Genomic DNA, 20,858 nt, shown 5'->3' with positions numbered 1-20,858 from the left:
TTATGAAAAAAGCCGGATTTGGCGTTTCAACGGCTATATGGGTCTTTGGACTCTTTGTATGGGTTTTACCATTACCCGGCACCTCCCGGTGGATGGATTTTGTCCGGGTGTTTCTCTGGATATTATTAGGACTCAGTTTATATTTATTATACTCTATAACGGAAAAGCAGCCCGAATCGGGAGAAGAATCCGATACCATTACCCGTTATCTCACCCGCTTGAACACTGTTACGACGGAAGAAGAGCTTTTTCAAGCCCTCCGGGATGTTTTATTTTCAGAATTTCAGTATGACAAGCTGACGGTTTGCCGAAGAATTCCTCATGAACCCAATGTTTTAACGGTCATTTATACAGACGGTCCGGGGGATACGCCCGGAAGCGGGGACGCCCTGTCTGTTAAAGAAGGGCTATGGGCGTATGTGTTAAAACGTAAAAACCCCGTTGTGTTGAATCAATATCGGGATAGTGCTCCTTTTGCCTTCAGGCTTTCAGCCGGTGATTTGCGCCATACACCCTATCACAGCCTTTTGGGATGGTCGGTTCACCTGGATCGTTATAAATCAGGCATTATTACCCTGGAAAGTTATAATCCGGATGAATATTCTGAAAAAGACCTTGATACATTTAACCTGATCAGTTTAAATTTTGCGTCTGCGTATCACAGGTTGACAACCCTGGATGCGCTGAAACGGTTTGCCACGGTGGACGGCCTGACCGGGGTCCTGAACCACCGGGCATTTAAAGAAAAGCTCTTTGAAGAAGTATACCGGGCCCGGCGTTATGATCATTCCCTCACGCTGATGATGTTGGATCTGGATGATTTTAAAAAAGTCAACGATACCCACGGGCATTTGTACGGGGATTACATGCTGAGAATTGTGGCCGATATTATTAAGAACAATATCCGTATGGTGGATATTGTTGCCCGGTACGGAGGTGAAGAATTTACGGTTATCCTGGCCAACGCTGAAAAAGAGGCTGTCATGGGGACAGCTCAACGGATTCGGCAGAAAATTGCCGAATATCCTTTTGAGCAGGGTGGCATCCGGGCATCTGTCACTGCGAGTATCGGTATGGCGTCCTTTCCCGAGGACAGCCATGACGGAATTTCACTGATTCAGGCGGCAGATGATGCCATGTATAAAGCAAAACGGACCGGGAAAAACCGTGTGGAAATCTATAAAAAACCAAATGGAGGCTCTTAATGGCTCGTCCCAGTGGATTCGGTGCTAAAATTGCCAACCGGCAAAAAGAAGGGAAAAAATGTCCTGTCTGCGGTGAAGCGATCTCCCACCTGAAAGTGTTCAAATCTGTCAACAGTGGTAAAGAAGGTGTCAAGTTCAACCAGAAAATGGTTTCAGTGTGTGCTTGCAATAAAAACGAAATCTTCAACTGATTGATGAAAAAAAATGTAAGGAAACCCCTGTTATCAGGGGTTTTTTATATGTGTAAACATTTTGCATAAACACCCCCGCCTTGGTAAATTGCTATCTCATGAAAAAGTTTATTTCATACACATTTCTGCTTTCCGTTTTCTTGTTTTTTTCCGCTTGTTCCGGCCGGAAAGCCCTGGTGTCTACCGGTGAAGAAAAGCAACACACCTATCCCACCACGGCTGTTCAGAAATTTGCATACGGAGAGTTATACAGGCAGGCGGGAGATTTCGCCCGGGCCCTCATAGAATATGAAGAGGCGGCATCCATCGATTCGTTGAGTCCCGTAATCTATGCCCGCATCGGGGAAACCTATATGGCACTGAACAGGATGACAAAGGCAAGGAACGCCTTTTTGGAATCCGTTGAGTTAAACCCGGATCAACCCGGACTCTATGATATGATTGCCCTCACCCTTGTTATGGATGGTAAGGCGGCCGAAGCTGAAAAAATCTGGCTCAACCTGATAGAAAATTATCCCGAATATGAAGATGCCTGGTATAATCTCTCTGATTACTATTTTGAACAGAAAGACACAGAAAAGGGACTTGAAATACTGCGGAAACTGCTTAAGAAAGATCCGGATAATACGAATGTGCTGGGTCGAATGGTAGATATTTTGCACAAACTGGGTCGGTATGAAGCATCCATCCCTTATCTGGAAAAACTCATTTCACTGGTTCCAGATAACAACCGCTTTTATCAGGGGCTTTACAAAACATATATGGAGTTGGGCCGGACGGAAGATGCCCGGGAAACTCTTCTCCTATGGCGGAACCAGGTGAATCCCACTCCTCAGGTTGAACTTTTATATGCCGATCAAATGATCCGAAGCGGGGAATGGGAAAAAGCGCTGGATGTCCTCTATCATGGACATGCCGTATGGCCCCGGCACTGGGCATTCCCTCATCTTATGGCGATTGTTTATATCGAAAAGGCAGAGCCGGACAGCGTGAGAAAATATTACAATATGGCACTGAATGAAGGGACAGCCCTCCCGATTGCCTATCGGAATTATGCCCTCTGGCTTGCTGACCAGGATGATATCCGAACGGCATTGGATGTGATCCTGGAAGGTCGTGATATGTCTCCGGATGATCAGGATCTTATGTACCTGGAAGCCCTCCTTCTGGATGAATCGGGCGAATCGGTTAGGGCTATACAGATCCTGGAAAATCTCAGGACACTCCAGCCCGACAACGAAAGCGTTCTTCAGATGCTTGCCGCTCTCTATGACAGGACGGGACAAAGTGTGCGGGCTGAAAAACTGTACGAAGAACTTTTAGCCAAAAACGGAGAAACCCCCCTCATTCTTAACAACTACAGCTTTCTCCTTGCAGAACACAATAAGGATCTGTTAAAAGCCTGGACCATGATACAAAAGGCGCTATCCCTTGAACCGGAAAACAGCGCTTATCTGGATACGGCAGCCTGGATTTTATACCGTCTCGGACGCTATCCGGAAGCTCTGAACTATATAAATCGTGCCCTGTCCGTCCTTCCTGACGATCACGAGATGCTTTACCATAAAGCTATGATTTTACTCTCCATGAATCAGGGGGATGCGGCGAGTGAGCTTCTGCAAAAATCCCTGAAAAAAAATCCCGATTATAAACCGGCCCGTGATCAATTGGAGGCAATGAATCATGATTGATGTTTCCCTTGTCATACCGGTCCTGAATGAAGAGGGGACCGTCAAAACCCTGACTGAAAAAATTTTCACTGTGCTGAAATCGAAAAACCTTCAGGGTGAAATTCTTTTTGTGAACGACGGATCAACGGATAATACTCCTGAGATACTGGACACTCTGACAAAAGATTTTGAAAATGTGTCAGTCATCCATTTCAGGAGGAATAAGGGGAAGGCAGCAGCATTACAGGCCGGTTTTCGTCAGGTGAAAGGTCGGTATGTAATCACCATGGACGGGGATCTGCAGGATGATCCCGAAGAGATTCCCAGACTTCTTGTCAAACTGAAAGAAGGCTGGGATATGGTATCCGGTTGGAAAAAAGTCCGCCATGACCCCCTGAATAAAACCCTGCCCAGTAAACTCTTTAATAAAACCACCAGCCTCTTGACCGGTATCCATATCCATGATTTCAACTGCGGTCTGAAGGCATACCGAAAAGAAGTGGTACAATCCATCAGCCTCTATGGAGAACTTCACCGTTACATTCCCGTCCTGGCCAAAATGGAAGGATTCCGTGTGACAGAAATTCCCGTAACCCACCACCCCCGGACATCAGGAAAAAGTAAATATGGTGTCGGCCGCATATTTAAAGGTTTTTTTGATTTGATTACTGTCCTTTTTCTGGCCCGTTTCACCCTGAGGCCTATGCACTTTTTCGGGATGTTGGGACTCCTGTCCGTAATTGTGGGTGTTGGGGTTGAGGTGTGGGTCCTTGTTTTGAAATATGCCTATCATGAACCCTTTCAAACCCATGTGGCTATGCTGCTTTTGGGAATTTTACTCCTGATTCTGGGAATTCAGCTTGTCTCCATGGGACTGATCGGCGAAATGCTGGTGTACCAGTTCAGGAAAAATAAAGGGAAAGCAGGAGGTGATGATGACGAATGATTATCTCTATCTTTTTACGGTCATTATCCCTACATATAACCGCCTGTCTGAAATCCGGGAACTGCTTTTATCCCTTCGTGACCAGGTGTTTCCCGTCCGGGATTTTGAAGTCCTTGTTGTGGATGATGGGTCAACAGATAAAACACAGGAATTTGTTGAAACTTTCAGTAAAGAAACATCCCTGAACCTTCGCTTTATCCGACAGGATCACCAGGGTCCCGGCGCAGCGCGAAATCTGGGCATGAAACACGCAAAAGGGAAATATTTTGTTTTTGTGGATAGTGATTGCATTGCCCATCCCCGCTGGCTTCAGGCTTATGCCGATGCCGTGTCCAAACAGGATGTGGCCGGTTTTGGCGGTCCGGACAGGGTACGGGCCGATTTTTCTCCCCTGCAGAAAGCCATTGATTACAGTATGACGTCTTTTCTCACAACGGGAGGAATCCGGGGACATTCAAAAAAAAAATTGTCCAGATACTATCCCCGAAGCTTCAATATGGGTGTCCGGGCCGATATCGTGGATAAAATCGGCGGGATGAATGACCTCCGGCATGGCCAGGATATCGAGTTCAGCAACCGTATCCTGGCAACAGGCGAACCGGTGATTAAAGTGGATGAGGCCATCGTCTATCATAAACGGCGCACTTCCGTGAAAAAATTTTTCAAACAGGTTTTTAACTGGGGTGTAGCCCGGATCAATCTGTATAAAATCGATAACAAGATGCTTGAACCGGTCCATTTTCTGCCGGCGGCAGGAACCCTGTTTACGGCGTTGGCTCTTTTACTGTTTTTGCTGGCACCCGGCTTTTTCTGGCCCCTTCCGGCTCTGGGTATTCTTGCTCTTTTTACCATGGGCCTTCACGGGATTATTAAATATAAGGATGTCCGGGTGTTCCTCTACATCCCTGTGATTGTGCCGACTCAGATTTTTGCCTACGGAATGGGTTTTATGCAGGCTTATTATAAACGGGTCATTTTAAAACAGGATGCATTTACAGGATTTGTCCGGAATTACTATAAATAATTAACAATCGGGGGTACCATGTCTGATAAAAAAGTGCAACCGGCAGCATGGGAAATGTTGAACGGGAGAAAAACTCTTCTGGCGGCAGTGATTGTTTTGCTGATTCCCCTGATTATCATGTATGCAAAATTCATTTTTGAAAATGTCCGTCCCCTGGGTGTGGATTCAGTGGCATCTGTTGCCAGTACCCGTAATTATCTGGAATGGGAAAAGGAAAGCGGAGATAAAGCCTTGTGGAATCCCGGCTTTTTCTGTGGCATGCCCACCTATCACCGCATTACACCGCCCCTGCTCCATCCCGATACACTTGTCAAATTTCTGGGGCGGTTTACATACCTTTATTTCTGGTATTTTCTTCTGGGAGGCCTGGGAATGTTTGCCCTGCTGAGATCCCGGAAAATCCCCTGGTATGCCGCCGTGATTGTGGCCCTTGGTTTCATTCTGCTGCCTCACTGGCAGTCCCTGATTCATGTGGGTCACTATAGCAAACTCCGGGCTTTTATGTTGATGCCCTGGCTGATTCTGAGTTTTCAGCTCTTGATGGATAAACGGAAATGGTATACCGTCGGTTTTTTTGCACTCATGTTTTCCTGGATGGTGCGAACCCAGCATATACAGGTTGTTTTTTACGGAATCCTGATCCTTCTGTTTCTCTACCTGATACCTGTTTTGCGGCTTCTCTTTCGCAAGGAGTACCGGCTCTTCGGAGACCTGGCTCTGAAAATCGTTGTGGCTGTTATTTTAACGGTCTTAGTCTCTGCCCAGCCATTTATCAGTCTGCATGAATACACTCCCCATTCCACCCGTGGCGGCAATCCCCTTCAAATCGGACAGGAGCAGACCTCGGCAACCCGTTCCAAAGGAGTCAGCCTGGATTATGCCACACGCTGGTCTCTTGCACCGAAAGAAATCCTGAATTTCTTCTTTCCCCGCTTTTTCGGTGGCATGTCTTCGGAAAAATATGACGGTAATGCCTATCCCCGTCTGAAAGGACAAAGACTCCCCGGCTATTGGGGCGATATGCCCTTTACCCAAAGTTATGACTCCATGGGTTTTCTTCTCTTTTTACTGGCACTGATCGGTATCATCCGGTATTATAAACTTGGTCAGGTGAAATCCCTGACGATTTTTGCCGTTTTTACAGTTCTTCTGGGATTCGGCCACCACTTTATGCCTCTTTACAAACTCTTTTTCTATTACTTCCCTTACTTTTCCAAATTCCGGGTTCCGGTCATGATTGTTAATATGACTTTCATAACGCTGCTGATTCTGGCGGGTTATGGATTAAAAGCCCTTTTCTCTCCGCGGGATCAGGGAAAAGATTATCTTGAGCCTGTTGTCTTCGGTGGCGGTGTGGCTTTTATACTCATTCTGCTTTTGATCCGGGGACAGTTATCGTACCTGGCTCCGGGTGAAGTCTCCCGGTATCCCGGTGAAACCCTGGGGATCCTCAAAACCGTTCGCAAAGAGGTGCTTACCGGTGAATTGATCCGGGCCTTATGGATTACCGTGCTTGCCGGATCGGCCATTACCGCGTACCGCTTTAAAAAGTTGGCAAAATTTTCCCTTGTCCTGATTCTGCTGGGACTTGTTTCGGTGGAACTGGGCATTATTACCGGAAAAGCCTATAATCAAATTACTCTGGGAAATAAAAAGGTCATGGAGCGGCGTCAGTTTTCGGATACAGACATCACCCGGGTTCTGGAAAAAGCCCCTGAAGGGTACCGGGCTCTGGTTGTGGGGCAGGGATTTCAGGATAATCATTATGCCTATTGGTATCCCATTATTAACGGGTATAGTGCCATCAAACTTCAGACGATTCAGGATGCAATGGATCATCTTCTCTTTGAGGGGTCCGGCCCGGCCCGTCTGAACTGGAATGTGGTCAACATGTTAAACGGCCGGTATATCATCGCATCCGGTCAGCTGGAACACCTCTTTCTCAGGCCCCTTGCTGTAGATCAGAACCGGAAGGAAATCCTTTATGAAAATACCCGGGCTTTACCGAAAGCCTGGCTGATTAAAAGGCTGGAAAAGACGGATTCCTGGGAAGATGCCGTCATGCGCATGAATCGTGAAGATTTTAATCCTGCCATCCTTGCCTATGCTCTGGATGCCGGTGGGGAGTACAGTGGTAATGGATCGGTCAGCCTGGAATCACAAACACCCAATTCCCTTACCTTTTCCGTCAATCTTTCAGAAAAACAGTTCGTGGTTATTTCCGAAATGTATTACGATGAGGGATGGATTGCTGAATTTCAGGGAAAAAAGTTGCCGATATACCGGGTCAACTATATGCTACGTGGTATTGAACTCCCTGCCGGAAAGGGGTCCCTCCATTTGTACTTTGATCCGCCGGCGTACCGTCGAGGACTTGCCGTGAGCTGGATAGGTGTCATCATCGTGTGGATTTTGATCGGCGGAGGATGGTGGCTTGAGCGGAAACCACGATTTGAACCGGATTCCCATGCCTAAGGTTTTGATCATCACATATTACTGGCCCCCGGCCGGCGGGCCCGGTGTACAACGCCTGGTTAAATGGGTGCAGCTTTTACCTGAATATGGATGGGAACCTTTAGTGCTTACCGTTAAGCACGGCGATTATCCCGCCCTGGATCCGGGACTGGGGCGGGGAATTCCCCGGGACTTAAAGGTTTTCCGCACAAAAACAGTGGAGCCTTTTGGAGTGTACAAGCGGATTACGGGAAAAGAAAAAGAGGATAAAATTCCCACTTACGTACTTAGCCGGGATGAAGATGAATCACTGAGTCAAAAACTCTCCCGATGGATCCGGGCCAATTTTTTTATTCCCGATGCCAGGGTCGGGTGGAATCCGTTTTTGAAACAATCAGGCCGCCGGATTATCCTCCGGGAAAAACCGGATTTGATTTTAAGTTCATCACCGCCTCACAGCCTGCAAATCGGTGCAGGCAAACTGGCACGACTCTTCAGACTCCCCTGGATTGCCGATTTACGGGATCCCTGGACAGAAGCTTTCTGGGAAAAGGATCTGAATCGCACGCTCCTTGCCGGACGCTTAAATCACCGTTATGAAATGAAGGTTCTGAGAAAAGCCTCTGCCGTGATAACCGTGAGCCCCGGTCTGGTGGATATGTTTAAACAGAAAGCAGAAAATTGTTATTATGTTATCCACAATGGCTTTACACGGTTGAATGCGTCGGCAAAAGCCTCGTCAGTCTTTACCATCATGTATACAGGCACGCTGAGTAAATTTCAGGATCCCGAGCCCCTGCTGAAGGCACTTCAGCTTTTGCCTGATAAAATGCTGGATATCATGCGCCTCCGGTTTATCGGAAAGGTTTATGATGCCCACAAGACACACATTGAACATACTTCGCCGGTCCCTGCAGCTTTTGAACCGTATTTGCCCCATGACAGGATGATGGAAGAAGCCCGATCGGCATCCCTCCTCCTGAAAATTCAGGCACAAAGCGGCTATTCCGACAAGAGTATCGGGGCAAAAATGTATGATTATCTTGCCATGAGAAAACCGATTCTCGTCATCGGAGGCAAGGGCGGTGTGATTGAATCCATGGTGGCCGGAACGGATAGCGGCAGTGTTTTCCCGGAAAAGGATATTCAGGGCATTGCACACTTTTTAACCCGGTGCTTTAATGCGTTCGAAAAAAATCCCGTCCTGTCACTTCCTTCCGGCGAAGCCCTGAAACAGTACGAAACATCGGAAAATGTCCGCAGATTGTCTGATATTATGCATGAGGTGATTCGCCATGGCTAAGCGTCTGAAAAAAATGGCATTCATGCTGAATAAATTCCGGCGGGATATTGTGAAAAAATCCCCGCCTTTTGCGATATCAACGGACCTTTTTTCAGAAAAACTGGGGGAATTTTATTTTCTTTTTGAGGATGACCCCAAATTATTAAACAGGCTAATTAGCGGGTTCGATGAAAATGGAATCCCCATAAACAGTGCTTATATCGATGTGGAATCCCCGCGCACACACTATTATCCCATCTCCATAGGGCAGTATGCACTGGCCCGTTTTAACCGTTTTGTTCAAAGCGGGGACCCTGCCGTTTCCGGGCATTTTCTCCGTATTGCCGATTGGTTTCTTGAAAAGGCTCAACGGGATGATACCGGTGTTTACTGGCTCACAGATATCCCAAAACCGGAATACCGGGTTACAAAGCCCTGGAAATCCGCTTTTACACAAAGCCGGGCTCTCTCTGTACTTTTACGGGCCTGGCAACTCACAAACAATGCAAAATATCTGGAGTTGATCCCCGGAATCCTTGATCTTTTCTTTGTGGATATCCGGGATGGCGGGGTTGTGGCAGATTTACATGAAGGACTTCCTTTTTACGAAGAGTATGTGGCGGCAAAACCAACACGGGTCCTGGATGGGCATAATTTTTCCCTTTTAGGCCTTTTTGATGCATACCGGGCTCTGCCGGAAGATCTCTATCCGGCTGATAAAATCAGGGCGAAAAATGCTTTTGATGCAGGAATTCAAACCCTGATCACCCGACTGCCTGACTATGATATGGGTTATTGGGTTCGTTTTAACCTGTGCGATCTGGACCATTATCCTAAAACCGACCCCTGTTCGGTGGGATATTACCGGCTGATTATGAGCCAGCTCTTGCTCCTTGAAAACCTCTCCGGCCGACAGGAATTAAAAAGCTTCAGGGAACAGTTCTCACAGTATGACCGTATGGATCATATTATCCGGATGTATGGAGATAAAGTGAAAGCATTAAAAAAACTGGGCCGGATCTGATGTGTGGTATTTTAGGGACAGTTGAAGCGGGAGGAACTCCCCCAAATCGTTTTAAGCAGATGCTGGACCTTATCCGTCACCGGGGACCGGATGCCGAATCAATATACAGGCACGGTGATGTCACCCTGGGACACCGGCGTCTGGCCATTATTGATCTGAAAACCGGGAACCAGCCTATTTTTAACGAGGATCGCTCCATTGCCGTTATTTATAACGGCGAAATCTACAACTACAAGGAAATCCGCGAAGAACTGAAAAACCTTGGGCACCATTTTTACACGGAATCGGATACGGAAATACTTGTCCATGGTTATGAAAGTTGGGGGACAGACTTTTTTCACCGCCTGAACGGCATTTTTGCCTTTGTTATCCTGGATCAGAGACAGGATTCCCTCATTCTGGTACGGGATCATTTTGGGATCAAACCCCTTCACTATATTCATCAGAACGGTCTTTTTGCCTTTGCCTCAGAGCAGAAACCCCTGCTCCTGCATCCCTCCGTTCCCCGGGAATTAAATCTTAAGTCCCTTCATACACATCTGAATTTGCGCTATACTCAAAATGACCAGACCCTTTTTAAAGGTATTTATCGTCTTCCCCCGGCACACTATCTTGTGTATCGAAATAAACAAATCAATATACACCGGTATTGGGAACTGACACCTGAAATCCGGGACGGTATGAACGAAAAAGAGGCTGCAGACCAGTTACATGAACTCCTGCGGCAGGCTGTCAAACGCCAACTGATTTCCGACGTCCCCATAGGGGTTTACCTGAGCGGCGGCATGGACTCATCCGTGATTGTCCAGAAGATGTCAGAACTGGGGGTCCCGGATATTAAAACATTTACACTCGGTTTCAATGAACCCACCGATGAATTTCCCGATGCTGAGCGGGTGGCCCGTCACTTCAAGACCGATCATCATACCCTGAGCCTGAGTATGGAACCCCTGAAAATGTTCCCGGAAGTCCTGTGGCATGCCGAGGAACCGAAAATCAACCTCCTTCAGGGTTTCAACATGTCCGCTTTTGTCAAACCCCATGTATCAGTGGTCCTTGGCGGACTCGGCGGGGATGAACTGCTGGCAGGCTATGATATTCACCGGTTTATCTATCCAATGAACCATCTTCATGACCGAATCCCCGGATGGATGAAAAAATTTTGGGATTTCAAATCCCGGATTCTCTTCAGAATGGAACAGAAAACAGGGGTCTTGCGGCTGGATGAATACCGACGTGGCATTCAGATGCTTCTGGCCCTGGGACAAATAGAAAAATATTATCTGATCCTGAGAAATGTTTGGGACTTTGACAACGCCATGTATGACCGGATCTATCACCGGGACATGGCTCAAAAAATGAAAGAGGACTCATTAGGAGTCCGGAAAGCTTTTGACCCCTTTTTTCAAAAGGTGAATCACATGTCTGCACTGGATCAGGTGCTCTTTACTGAATTTCATACGAAGATGGTTAACGACTACCTTTTGGTGGAAGACCGCATGAGTATGAGCCATTCTGTTGAGGAGAGGGTGCCCTTTCTGGATCTCGATTTAGTGAAGTTTGGATTTTCTATTCCTGCCGGATTGAAAATGAAGGGGAACCGGGCCAAAGACCTGTTCCGTGAAGCCATGAAACCTTATTTACCGGAAAAAATTACCCGGAAAAAGAAATGGGGGTTTACAGTCAACCCCTACCTGCAGTACAAAAAAGACCTGAAGAATGTATGCGAAAGGGTATTAACCCGGGACTTTGTAGAAAAGCAGGGCTTGTTTAATTACGAATACATTCGCAAAATACTGGACACGCCGCCCCATCCCCGTCTCCGCTGGCATTACAATTTTCTGTGGGTGGTTATGGGACTGGCGGTGTGGCAAAAGATGTTTATTGACAGTGATGCTTTTGCAGAGCGTCACTTTGATTTGGAATCCTACATGAATTGAGGAAAACCATGAAGACAGCAAAACGTATACTGATTCTGGCACCCCATACCGATGACGGAGAATTTGGATGTGGGGGGAGTATTGCCAAATTTCTGGAAGACGATGCGGATATATATTATGCCGCTTTTTCAACCGCCAAGGAATCAGTCCCTCCGGGCATGCCGGAAAACATTCTCGAAATTGAAGTCAAAGAAGCCACAAAACGCCTCGGTATCAAAGCGGAAAATCTTCTGATTTACGGGTTTACCGTTCGGAAACTTAACTATGTCCGCCAGGATTTGCTGGAAGAAATGGTACGCTTAAAGCGGGAACTGAACCCCGATCTTGTATTTATGCCTTCCCCTCACGATTTGCACCAGGATCACAATACAGTCGCCATGGAAGGGCAACGGGCTTTCAAGCAGACCACTATTTTGGCGTATGAAATTCCATGGAATCATATCAATTTTGAAACCCGCTCCTTTATCCGGCTGGAAAAGCGCCACATTGAAAAGAAAATTTATGCTTTGGATGCATACAATTCCCAGAAGATGCGAAAGTATGCTTCAAAAGAATTTATTATGAGTCTTGCCACCACACGGGGTGTGCAGATCGGTTGTGATTATGCCGAATGTTTTGAAGTGATACGATACATAATATAGCAGGAAATCAATGAAACTTATCCGTATTTTGTTAACGACAGTCGGTTGTCCCGGAGGTGTTACCATGATCCGGGCACTGAAAGAACATGGGGAAAGACCGGTTGAAATCATCGGGACGGATATGAATCCCCTGGCGTCAGGACGCTTTTTCAGTGATGTGTTTTATCCTGTCCCCGCCGGGACGGATCCTGCCTATCCTGAAACAATCCTCCATATTGCACGAAAAGAGAAAGTGGATCTGATTCTGCCCCAAAGCTCCTCGGATGTGATGCCTTTGAGTCCCCTCCGGGATGATTTTCGCAAGGCAGGTTTTCCCATCATGATCCCCAAAACCGAATCGGCCATTCCCTGTGACAGCAAATCTGCCATGAATGACTTTTTTAAAGAGAGCTCGGTCCCCCTGCCCGAAACACGGACCGTGAACACCGTGAATGACTTCAGAAAAGCCGTTTTAGGTTTGGGCTATCCTGATAAAAGAGTCTGCTTCAAACCGGCTGTAAGTAAGGGATCCCGGGGATTCCGAATCCTCGAAGCCGGAACCGACCGGCTGAATATGCTGTTGAAGAAGCGGATTGAAGATACCACTTTTACTCTTGAGGAATGTGAAGAGATTCTGAGACAAGCAGCACGTTTTCCTGATTTGATTGTATCTGAATTTCTTGAGGGGACAGAAATTACCGTGGATTGTTATTGCCGGAACGGGAAGGTTTTGTTGGGCTTTACAAAAACCCGGGAAGCCATGAAAGCAGGTCTGGCCATGTTTTTCAGAAACCAGGATGCACCGGAATATATGGAATATGCACGGGATATTGTTCACCGCCTGGAGTATGACTATTTTATTAATATTCAGTTCAAGGGAGGCAAACTCATGGAAATCAATCCACGGGTCTCTACCTTTGTCCATCAGGAAAATTTTAACATTCCCTGGGCTGGTGTTAAACATGAGCTTGGACTTATTTCTCTTGAAGAACTTACGGAGATTCAAAAAAATCTCCGGACTACCCGGCAAAGTGTCCGTTATTATGATCAGGTGTTTTATGATTCTGACGAAGTAAAATAAGCCTTTCAAACCCGGGAGGGATTGATGGATCTGCTGGACCTTAAAATTTATAAACAGCTCTATATACAACGTAATACATCTGCAGTTTCCCGGTATTTATATTTATCACAGCCAACAATCAGCTATCGTTTGAACAAACTCCAGCAGGAGTTGAACATAACCCTGTATTCTTACGACGGCGAATACCATTTTACACCCCAGGGCAAGGTTTTTTATAAATATTGTGAACGGATACTCCGGGATCATGACGAACTGATGGCCCGATTGGAAGGAATGAATGATTTCACCGTAAATCTGAGTACGGTGGCCACCCATCTCTATCTTGAACCCATTTATGAACTGCTCCGGGAAAAAAGACTTTTTCCCCGTGTGTATACATGCCGGTCTGATGAAGCCATCCGGAATATCATCGACCATCAGGCGGATGTGGCCATTGTTGGCGGTGTAAATATGGAACTTCCCCGGCACATTGATGCAATCCCCCTGAAAGATGAACGCATCGTTTTGGTCTACCATCAATCCCTAAGCCATGATATCAGGAAAATCCCCCTGGTGATTGATCAGAAGGATTCAGGAATTCATACCGTGGTTCTGAATTATCTGGAACAGTTCGGAGATGTAAACATTGTGGCCGAAATGGGTACAACCGCAGACCGGCTTACCCTGATAAATCAGAAACCGCTTGGACTCTTTATCAACGAAACCTATCTGAAAAACATTCAGGAGCAATATCCTCATATTGTTGTTTCAGATACCTATCAGATCCATCGGAATATTTTGCTTTTAGCCGGTGAATCCTCCCGGTACGGGGATATAATCCGGGCACTTATCGAAAAATTAAATAATCTGTCCCCCTCTCATTAAATATTTAGATTTTTATCCCCTTTCATTTCTCTCTATACTCTTTCAAATTGAAAAAAAAGAGGAGATTTCTCATGATAAGAATGTTGTTGTTATTTCTTGCAGGGCTCATGCTGGCAGGGAATGCCCGGTCTGAAATCAGTCTGAGTGGAGACACCTGGATACGGCCACGTTTTGATCTGATTACTAATAAAGACGGTGATGGAAAAATAAACAGCCGGACAGGTGACGCCTATCTGCAGTTCAGGGCCCGGCTTAATCTGAATGCGGACATCAATAACGGGTATTTTGCCAAAATTCAACTTTCCCATAATTCCCTGGCTTTCTGGTCTAAAATGGGAAGTGGTTCAGGGCTTCCCTCTGCTTCGTCTGACGGATCAGCCCAATCGCCTTCCGTGGATTTTACCCGGCTTTATGTCGGTAAAAAAGGGGATTTTGGATTTGATCTGGGGCGGATTCCGCAAGGTGGAAACACAATCTGGGATATTCATTATTATCCCACACGAGTGGTGGATATTCCATTCCTGATTTTCAACAATAATGCCTACACCGGTTTCAGGGTACATAAAACGTTGGGAGACGGACTGGCCAGAGCCTATTTTTCCGTGGATGAAAACCGCACAAATCTGGAAGTATATCTGGACGGTGACTCAACCATTACAAACCGCGATGGCATAACCATTGGAGCAGATTATGCCCTGAATTTGGGGGCTCTGGAAATTGTTCCTCAAGTCTTGTGGAGTACAAAGAAATCCAATTACAATCCTTTGACTGCCGGAGCGGTTGTGTCGGGTAAAGTCTCCGGATATTCCGTTTGGGGTGAAGCTGCTGTGACCATTGAGGAGTTTTATGACGGATGGATCGGTCGCATAGGTGTGCGCGGTAAAACAGGCCCCGGTGTCTTTCGGGGATTTTTCGATTACGGCCAGGTAACGGACAGCGGGGATAACACGACAGATCATCTCTACAGTTGGCTGGAATATAAAATCACGGTACACAATTCAGATGCCGGATCGGTTAAGATTCGCCCCACGTGGCGCCGGCAGTGGAAAGGCAGTCCGGATGATACGAAATATACCCGGAACAAAATTGAATGTTTCATTGAATATGCTTTTAAATAAGGGGGTGGTAACATGAAAAAAACAGCCATTTTTTTGTTTATGGTTATCCTGAGTTTATCTCTGTTTTCATGCGGTAAGAGTATGGATAAGAACCGGGTAGTGGTTGCCCAGCAGTTTGGATTGGGGTATGCCCCGGTCATTTTAATGCAGGAACTGAATCTGATTGAAAAATATTATCCCGATGCACAGGTTGAATGGGTACGCCTGGGTTCCGGAGGGGCAATCCGGGAAGGGATGGCCGGAGGCAACATTGATGTGGGAAGTATGGGAGTTCCTCCGTATCTGATTGCCTGGGCAAAGGGTTATGATTATAAAATTATTTCGGCTTTGTGTGAGATGCCTTTAGGACTTCAGACATATCATGAAAACATCAAAACCTTACAAGATATCAAACCCGGTATGAAAATTGCGCTGCCGTCGCCCGGTTCCATTCAGCATATTCTCCTTTCCATGGCTGCATCAAAGGAACTGGGAAATCCAAAAGCCCTGGATCATAATATCATTGCCATGGCACATCCCGACGGGGTCAATGCCCTGATCAACCGGGTGGAAATTGACGGCCATTTTACGTCACCTCCCTATATTTTTAAAGAGTTGGAACAGGAAGATATCCATCAGGTGGTTGATGCGCGGGATGCTTTCGGTGGTGATTTCACCTTTTTGGTAACGGCTGCCACCGGCCAGCTGAAAAAACGTAATCCTGAGTTATTCAACGCAGTATATAAAGCACTGGAAGAAGCCATTGACATGTTGAATGAAAATCCTGAAAAAACTGCAGAATATGTGGCGCCGGTATTAAATTTGGATCGGGATACGTATATGAAATACACCACCTGGGAAGGGGTTCGTTTCAGTAAAACCCCCCATGGTTTGCTGAAATTTCTGGATTTTATGAATGAAGCCGGATATGTAGACCGCAATACGGAGAATGTAAAAGACCTGCTTTGGGAAACGGTGAATCCGGCCGGGGCAGATTAACAACGGGATCTGAACGCATGCTGAAATCAGAAATACGGGAACGGCGCGTTACCGTAATCACGAAAGTCCTGTTTATTTTGATTTTGTTTTTTCTCTGGGAATACATTCCGGTGTGGACGGGCCGGGATAAACTTTTTCCGCCCTTCTCACGGGTTCTGGAATCCCTGTGGCAAAACCTGACAACCGGTGAGTTACTGCAGCACATAAAATTTTCCCTTTATCTGATTTTCAGCGGTATCGGTCTTGGAATTGTTCTGGCTTTTTTTCTGACGGCCTTCTGTATGATCAGCAAAACTTTTGCCCGGATTATGGATGTGATTGTGTCTATCATGCATCCGTTGCCGGGCATCGCTCTGCTGCCGGTGGTGATGTTACTGGTGGGGCTGGGAGCCAAAGCCATTATCATCATCATCATTCATTCTATTTTGTGGCCCCTGATTGTGAATTCCCTCGCAGGATTCCGCTCGATACCGAAAATCCAGCTGGAACTGGGACGGAACATCGGTATGAGTGAATTTCACCTGATATGGGCTGTGATGATCCCCAATGCTTTTCCGTATATCCTGTCCGGACTCAAAATCGCCTGGGCCCGGAGCTGGCGGGCCCTGGTATCTGCCGAAATGGTTTTCGGCGCTTCCGGTGTAGTGGGCGGACTCGGTTGGTTTATTTACAAAACCCGCTATTTTATGGATATTGAATCGGTTTTTGCCGGACTGATATCTGTGATTATTATCGGTATGCTTGTTGATGAATTTCTGTTGAAAACGCTGGAGAATAAAACCGTAAAGAAATGGGGGATGAGTGTTTGATGAGTAATCTGACGGTTCAGGATCTTGTAAAACAGTATTCTCTTGAAGGTAAATCCTTTACTGTTCTGGATAAACTCTCCTTTTCCGTGGATTCCGGCGATTTTCTCACCATTCTGGGTCCCTCTGGGTGCGGCAAAACCACCCTCATTCGCTGTATCTGCAGTATTGAAGAACCGACTTCGGGGAAAATCCTCCTGGACGGAGAGCCCATCAGCGGAATCGGTCCGGACCGTCTCATGGTTTTTCAGGATTTCAATCAACTGTTTCCCTGGAAAACCGTCATCGAAAATGTCATCTATCCTTTGAAACTGAATAAAGTTTCAGGGGATATGAAAGTACTGACACGGCGGGCAGAAGAATTTCTTGAGCTGGTTCATCTTTCTGAATTTAAACATGCCTATCCCAACCAGCTTTCCGGCGGCATGAGGCAACGGGTGGCCATTGCCCGCTCATTGGCCCTGAACCCCAAGGTTCTGGTGATGGATGAGCCCTTCGGTGCCCTGGATGCCCAGACACGATCCATCCTCCAAAAAGAATTGAAAACCTTGTGGCGGAAATTTAAAACGACAATCATTTTTATCACTCATAATGTGCAGGAAGCAATCCTTTTGGGATCAAAAGTGATGGTCCTCTCGTTAAGCCCGGCACGGATAAAATATTATGAGGAAAATCCCCTTCCGGAGCCCCGTATGCCTGAAACACCGGAATTTATGGATTTGTGGCATACTCTCTACGATCAGCTGGATACCCGCAGGTATTGAAAGGGTAACAGATAACATCCTGTTTTAAACAATATAATAATACTGCACATTTTCTTTCCTGAAATGTAAATTCTCCTTATGGATATCAGAAAACCGCTGAATCAGGTGAAAAACCACAAAAAGATACCGTCTCTTTGTTTTATCGCTCCCCGTTATGAATACGAGAGTTTTTTTATCATTCAGGATGTGGATATTTTACAACGTTTTTTTAAAGTTCGTGTCTGTCGATTTAAATCGGCAGCCGGCTTCCGGACAGCTGCAAGTATGCTGAAACAACTTTTTCAGTTACCCCTTCCCATTCTTCGAAGCCGGGCCCTGTTTATATGGTTTGCCGATTATCATGCTTTGATTCCCATGCTTTTGGGACTTATTTTCCGAAAACCGGTGTTTCTGGTTCTGGGCGGATATGATACCACTTGGCTGCCCGAATACCATTATGGTGTGTTTACGAACCCCCTTCGTTCCCGCATTGTGTGTTTTTTGTATAAAAAGGCTGCCTGTGTTTTACCGGTTTCGGACTATGCGGCCGCTGAATCAAAAAAAAGGGGTCCTTACTCCGGACGTGTCATATATAATGCCATTGCATTTCCGGAAGTTCGCCTGAAAGAACGGACACCGAAGAAATCACTGATATTGACGGTGGGATATTGCAATACCCGGCGGCGCTATCTTATTAAAGGGTTTGACCGTTTTATCCGGATGGCCCGGATGAATCCGGACTATCCTTTCATGATTATCGGCATGGAGCAGACCTTTAAGGATGGTCTACCAAATTTACCGGAAAACCTGACCGTCCTGGCACCCCAGTCACATGACACCCTTTCAGAATACTATGAAAAGACGTCGGTTTACTGTCAGTTTTCCCGTTTTGAATCTTTTGGTATGGGCGTGGCGGAGGCTTGTGCCTACGGAGCCCTGCCTCTGGTATCTTCTGCAGGAGCCCTTCCTGAAATGGTGAACGGTTTTCCGGATTATATAATCGAGGATTTTGATAATCCGGAAGAGGGCAGACGAAAAATTCAGGCTCTTTATACCGGAAATGATGCAATGCGGAAACAATTTTTCCGGCAACTCAAGGAAAAATATAGTCTCGAAGTCCGTGAAAAAGCCTTAAAAGATGTGTTTATTAAATATGGTCTTCTGTCGGAGGAAAAATGAAAGGTCCCCTGTTCATTCTTGGTTTGCATAAATCCGGGACGAGTCTGGTCCGCAGCCTGCTGGACGGCCATCCCGGTTTGACAGTGTTGCCTGTGGAAACCCACCCCTTTCAGCATTTTGGTTATGAAATTCACTATAATTACCGACGGCAGTTTGCTCAAAACCTGAGCCGTGAAGAAATTATCCGGCGGTGCAGGGAATGGATCCTCCGGTGCAATACAGCCGATGACCCTCTCACGGATTCAGTAACACCGGATCTGTTTGATGAATCATGTTTTGTTGAAAAAATGGCAGACATTTCCGGTGAAGTGTCACACAGAGCACGGGATTTTACCCTTTATTGGAATGCAATGTATGCCTCGTATAACAACGGGAAAAATATTCCGGAAGATACATGGCTCTGTGAAAAATCTGTGGAACATGCCGAATTTGCCGCGGAATTGAAATATCTTTTTCCCGAAGCTGTTTTCATTCATATCGTACGGAATCCCTATGCCAATATTGTGAGTCTTCGCCGGTTTAAGGATATAACTACCCGTTTCCCAAAGATTGACCGGGTTATTCAGACTATGGACAACAGCTATTATTATCTTCTTAAAAATATAAGAATGCTTCCGGATTATCACGTGATCCGGTACTGTGATCTTGTTTCTTCTCCCCGGGAAACACTTACAGGGTTGTGTAAAAAGCTGAAAATACCTTTTAAGGAGAATCTTTTATACCCCACGTCTCATGGAAAGTTATGGGATGGAAACAGTACGTCTGGTGAAAAATTCACAGGTATTTCTTCCAGCCGTCTGTCGGAATGGAAAAAATTGATTTCACCTGTGGAAGCATCAATTATCAATACACGATATGGGGCTTTACTTGAAATGTTTGACTATGAGCCTTTTTCGGTGAAAGGGAGTTTGTACAGGCCTGTAAAGGGAGAAAATCTGGTACGGTATGTATATAACCGGCTGGTTTTAAATCTTCGAAGTATCTAAACTTTTTGAACTGTCTGAATACATCCAGTTCCAACGGGTGCCCTGTTTAATGATTGATTGTAAATCTTTTACAGGAACATTTAGAAAATTGAAAATAGATGTCAATGTTTTTTCCGGTTCCCGAATCAAATCTTTATAACGGATAGTCATGACATTTTCGCGGTTTTCCAGAATTTCTTTGGTTATGTATGTCTGATCCAGGATTTTCTTGATTTCGTTTTCTTTCAGCTTTCGTTTCCACTTGAATAGCAGAAAATACCGTTTAATGGAACCCCGGCGGGCCATACTTTCCGCGTTTTTCTTCCGGTCACGGATGATAAATATAATTTTCAGGTTCGGGATTTTCAGATAATCTTTGACAGAATAATACGACAAAGGAAAGCGTTTCCAAACTCCCAGGCGTTTCAAGAGTTCTGTTATCAGATTTTTTTTTGCAGTAAGCTGAATTTGATTGGGTACACAGAGTTTGTTCCCGACAACAGGTTTACCGATTGCAGTTGTCCAGGTATTGCTGAAATCCTCACTGCATAGGGCAATATCGGGATGTGCTCCGATCAGACTGGCAAGAATGGATGTCCCCGAACGGGGCGCCCCGAGAATTAAGACATGTGTCCTGTCGGCCTGGCTGTCGCGGTTTAGCATGTTCATGACAAGCAAATTTATCCATTATATGTGTAAGTAACAATTGTTCATAAACCTTAAAACTGTTAACCTCTGGAAAAAAATTGTATTTTTCATTTTGTAAAT

General features: G+C 45.9%; 19 protein-coding genes. 18 read left to right on the top strand and 1 reads right to left on the bottom strand.

The genetic code is table 11. The features are described from left to right. Positions 1-2: 2 nt before the first annotated feature. The 18 genes from J7K63_07060 to J7K63_06975 all read left to right on the top strand — a co-directional run bounded on the left by J7K63_07060 (position 3) and on the right by J7K63_06975 (position 20,111). Positions 3-1,205 (top strand): diguanylate cyclase, encoded by a 1,203-nt coding sequence (locus J7K63_07060; protein MCD6234777.1) that lies wholly within the window; start codon positions 3-5, stop codon positions 1,203-1,205. Next, a complete protein-coding gene (locus J7K63_07055; GenBank protein ID MCD6234776.1) occupies positions 1,205-1,396 on the top strand; it encodes a hypothetical protein in 192 nt (63 codons plus the stop codon). The genes J7K63_07060 and J7K63_07055 overlap by 1 nt, the downstream gene beginning before the upstream one ends. Positions 1,397-1,494: 98 nt before the next feature. Beyond that, complete coding sequence (locus tag J7K63_07050; protein MCD6234775.1) at positions 1,495-3,087, top strand: tetratricopeptide repeat protein; 1,593 nt, start codon at positions 1,495-1,497, stop codon at positions 3,085-3,087. Then, positions 3,080-4,012 carry a glycosyltransferase family 2 protein gene (locus J7K63_07045; GenBank protein MCD6234774.1) on the top strand — a complete coding sequence of 311 codons (933 nt, stop codon included), beginning with the start codon at positions 3,080-3,082 and terminating at the stop codon, positions 4,010-4,012. The genes J7K63_07050 and J7K63_07045 overlap by 8 nt, the downstream gene beginning before the upstream one ends. Next, a complete protein-coding gene (locus J7K63_07040) occupies positions 4,002-5,036 on the top strand; it encodes a glycosyltransferase (protein MCD6234773.1) in 1,035 nt (344 codons plus the stop codon). The genes J7K63_07045 and J7K63_07040 overlap by 11 nt, the downstream gene beginning before the upstream one ends. 18 nt (positions 5,037-5,054) lie before the next feature. Further along, the gene (locus tag J7K63_07035) at positions 5,055-7,511 is read left to right on the top strand and encodes a YfhO family protein (protein MCD6234772.1); all 2,457 of its coding nucleotides are present in this window, start codon (positions 5,055-5,057) and stop codon (positions 7,509-7,511) included. After that, positions 7,471-8,793 (top strand): glycosyltransferase family 4 protein, encoded by a 1,323-nt coding sequence (locus J7K63_07030; protein ID MCD6234771.1) that lies wholly within the window; start codon positions 7,471-7,473, stop codon positions 8,791-8,793. The genes J7K63_07035 and J7K63_07030 overlap by 41 nt, the downstream gene beginning before the upstream one ends. Further along, a complete protein-coding gene (locus J7K63_07025) occupies positions 8,786-9,796 on the top strand; it encodes a hypothetical protein (GenBank protein MCD6234770.1) in 1,011 nt (336 codons plus the stop codon). The genes J7K63_07030 and J7K63_07025 overlap by 8 nt, the downstream gene beginning before the upstream one ends. Next, on the top strand, positions 9,796-11,736 hold the full coding sequence (gene asnB / locus J7K63_07020; protein MCD6234769.1) for an asparagine synthase (glutamine-hydrolyzing): 1,941 nt from the start codon (positions 9,796-9,798) through the stop codon (positions 11,734-11,736). The genes J7K63_07025 and asnB overlap by 1 nt, the downstream gene beginning before the upstream one ends. Before the next feature lie 8 nt (positions 11,737-11,744). Next, entirely contained in the window at positions 11,745-12,377 is a 633-nt protein-coding gene (locus J7K63_07015; GenBank protein ID MCD6234768.1) for a PIG-L family deacetylase, read from the top strand. A gap of 10 nt (positions 12,378-12,387) precedes the next feature. Continuing rightward, the gene (locus J7K63_07010) at positions 12,388-13,437 is read left to right on the top strand and encodes an ATP-grasp domain-containing protein (protein MCD6234767.1); all 1,050 of its coding nucleotides are present in this window, start codon (positions 12,388-12,390) and stop codon (positions 13,435-13,437) included. A gap of 24 nt (positions 13,438-13,461) precedes the next feature. Continuing rightward, on the top strand, positions 13,462-14,301 hold the full coding sequence (locus J7K63_07005; GenBank protein ID MCD6234766.1) for a LysR family transcriptional regulator: 840 nt from the start codon (positions 13,462-13,464) through the stop codon (positions 14,299-14,301). A gap of 71 nt (positions 14,302-14,372) precedes the next feature. Further along, positions 14,373-15,419: a hypothetical protein gene (locus J7K63_07000; GenBank protein MCD6234765.1), complete on the top strand. Its 1,047-nt coding sequence runs from the start codon at positions 14,373-14,375 to the stop codon at positions 15,417-15,419. Positions 15,420-15,431: 12 nt separating this feature from the next. Beyond that, positions 15,432-16,397 carry an ABC transporter substrate-binding protein gene (locus tag J7K63_06995; protein MCD6234764.1) on the top strand — a complete coding sequence of 322 codons (966 nt, stop codon included), beginning with the start codon at positions 15,432-15,434 and terminating at the stop codon, positions 16,395-16,397. 155 nt (positions 16,398-16,552) lie between these two features. Next, the gene (locus J7K63_06990) at positions 16,553-17,206 is read left to right on the top strand and encodes an ABC transporter permease subunit (GenBank protein ID MCD6234763.1); all 654 of its coding nucleotides are present in this window, start codon (positions 16,553-16,555) and stop codon (positions 17,204-17,206) included. Continuing rightward, positions 17,206-17,967 (top strand): ABC transporter ATP-binding protein, encoded by a 762-nt coding sequence (locus J7K63_06985; GenBank protein ID MCD6234762.1) that lies wholly within the window; start codon positions 17,206-17,208, stop codon positions 17,965-17,967. Before J7K63_06990 ends, J7K63_06985 begins: the two co-directional genes overlap by 1 nt. Positions 17,968-18,045: 78 nt before the next feature. After that, positions 18,046-19,125 carry a glycosyltransferase family 4 protein gene (locus J7K63_06980; protein MCD6234761.1) on the top strand — a complete coding sequence of 360 codons (1,080 nt, stop codon included), beginning with the start codon at positions 18,046-18,048 and terminating at the stop codon, positions 19,123-19,125. Beyond that, positions 19,122-20,111, top strand: coding sequence for a sulfotransferase (locus J7K63_06975; GenBank protein MCD6234760.1), 990 nt, complete (start codon positions 19,122-19,124; stop codon positions 20,109-20,111). Before J7K63_06980 ends, J7K63_06975 begins: the two co-directional genes overlap by 4 nt. Here the strand turns inward: J7K63_06975 and J7K63_06970 are convergent. Continuing rightward, on the bottom strand, positions 20,091-20,759 hold the full coding sequence (locus tag J7K63_06970; GenBank protein MCD6234759.1) for a sulfotransferase: 669 nt from the start codon (positions 20,757-20,759) through the stop codon (positions 20,091-20,093). The genes J7K63_06975 and J7K63_06970 overlap by 21 nt on opposite strands. Positions 20,760-20,858: the final 99 nt, after the last annotated feature.

This window comes from Candidatus Neomarinimicrobiota bacterium (assembly GCA_021157965.1).
GTDB lineage: Bacteria > Fidelibacterota > Fidelibacteria > Fidelibacterales > Fidelibacteraceae > Fidelibacter.
Note: the sequence above shows the minus strand (reverse complement) of the source record. Positions and strands in the feature narration are given on the sequence as shown.

What these genes read in the sequence shown, in the direction of transcription:
- J7K63_07015 (MCD6234768.1), top strand. Translation starts at nt 11,745, where the DNA reads ATGAAGACAGCAAAACGTATACTGATTCTGGCACCCCATACCGATGAC.
- J7K63_07050 (MCD6234775.1), top strand. Translation starts at nt 1,495, where the DNA reads ATGAAAAAGTTTATTTCATACACATTTCTGCTTTCCGTTTTCTTGTTT.
- J7K63_07045 (MCD6234774.1), top strand. Translation starts at nt 3,080, where the DNA reads ATGATTGATGTTTCCCTTGTCATACCGGTCCTGAATGAAGAGGGGACC.
- J7K63_06975 (MCD6234760.1), top strand. Translation starts at nt 19,122, where the DNA reads ATGAAAGGTCCCCTGTTCATTCTTGGTTTGCATAAATCCGGGACGAGT.
- J7K63_07035 (MCD6234772.1), top strand. Translation starts at nt 5,055, where the DNA reads ATGTCTGATAAAAAAGTGCAACCGGCAGCATGGGAAATGTTGAACGGG.
- J7K63_07040 (MCD6234773.1), top strand. Translation starts at nt 4,002, where the DNA reads ATGACGAATGATTATCTCTATCTTTTTACGGTCATTATCCCTACATAT.
- J7K63_06995 (MCD6234764.1), top strand. Translation starts at nt 15,432, where the DNA reads ATGAAAAAAACAGCCATTTTTTTGTTTATGGTTATCCTGAGTTTATCT.
- asnB (MCD6234769.1), top strand. Translation starts at nt 9,796, where the DNA reads ATGTGTGGTATTTTAGGGACAGTTGAAGCGGGAGGAACTCCCCCAAAT.
- J7K63_06980 (MCD6234761.1), top strand. Translation starts at nt 18,046, where the DNA reads ATGGATATCAGAAAACCGCTGAATCAGGTGAAAAACCACAAAAAGATA.
- J7K63_07055 (MCD6234776.1), top strand. Translation starts at nt 1,205, where the DNA reads ATGGCTCGTCCCAGTGGATTCGGTGCTAAAATTGCCAACCGGCAAAAA.
- J7K63_07025 (MCD6234770.1), top strand. Translation starts at nt 8,786, where the DNA reads ATGGCTAAGCGTCTGAAAAAAATGGCATTCATGCTGAATAAATTCCGG.
- J7K63_06970 (MCD6234759.1), bottom strand. Translation starts at nt 20,759, where the DNA reads ATGAACATGCTAAACCGCGACAGCCAGGCCGACAGGACACATGTCTTA.
- J7K63_07005 (MCD6234766.1), top strand. Translation starts at nt 13,462, where the DNA reads ATGGATCTGCTGGACCTTAAAATTTATAAACAGCTCTATATACAACGT.
- J7K63_06985 (MCD6234762.1), top strand. Translation starts at nt 17,206, where the DNA reads ATGAGTAATCTGACGGTTCAGGATCTTGTAAAACAGTATTCTCTTGAA.
- J7K63_07010 (MCD6234767.1), top strand. Translation starts at nt 12,388, where the DNA reads ATGAAACTTATCCGTATTTTGTTAACGACAGTCGGTTGTCCCGGAGGT.
- J7K63_07000 (MCD6234765.1), top strand. Translation starts at nt 14,373, where the DNA reads ATGATAAGAATGTTGTTGTTATTTCTTGCAGGGCTCATGCTGGCAGGG.
- J7K63_07060 (MCD6234777.1), top strand. Translation starts at nt 3, where the DNA reads ATGAAAAAAGCCGGATTTGGCGTTTCAACGGCTATATGGGTCTTTGGA.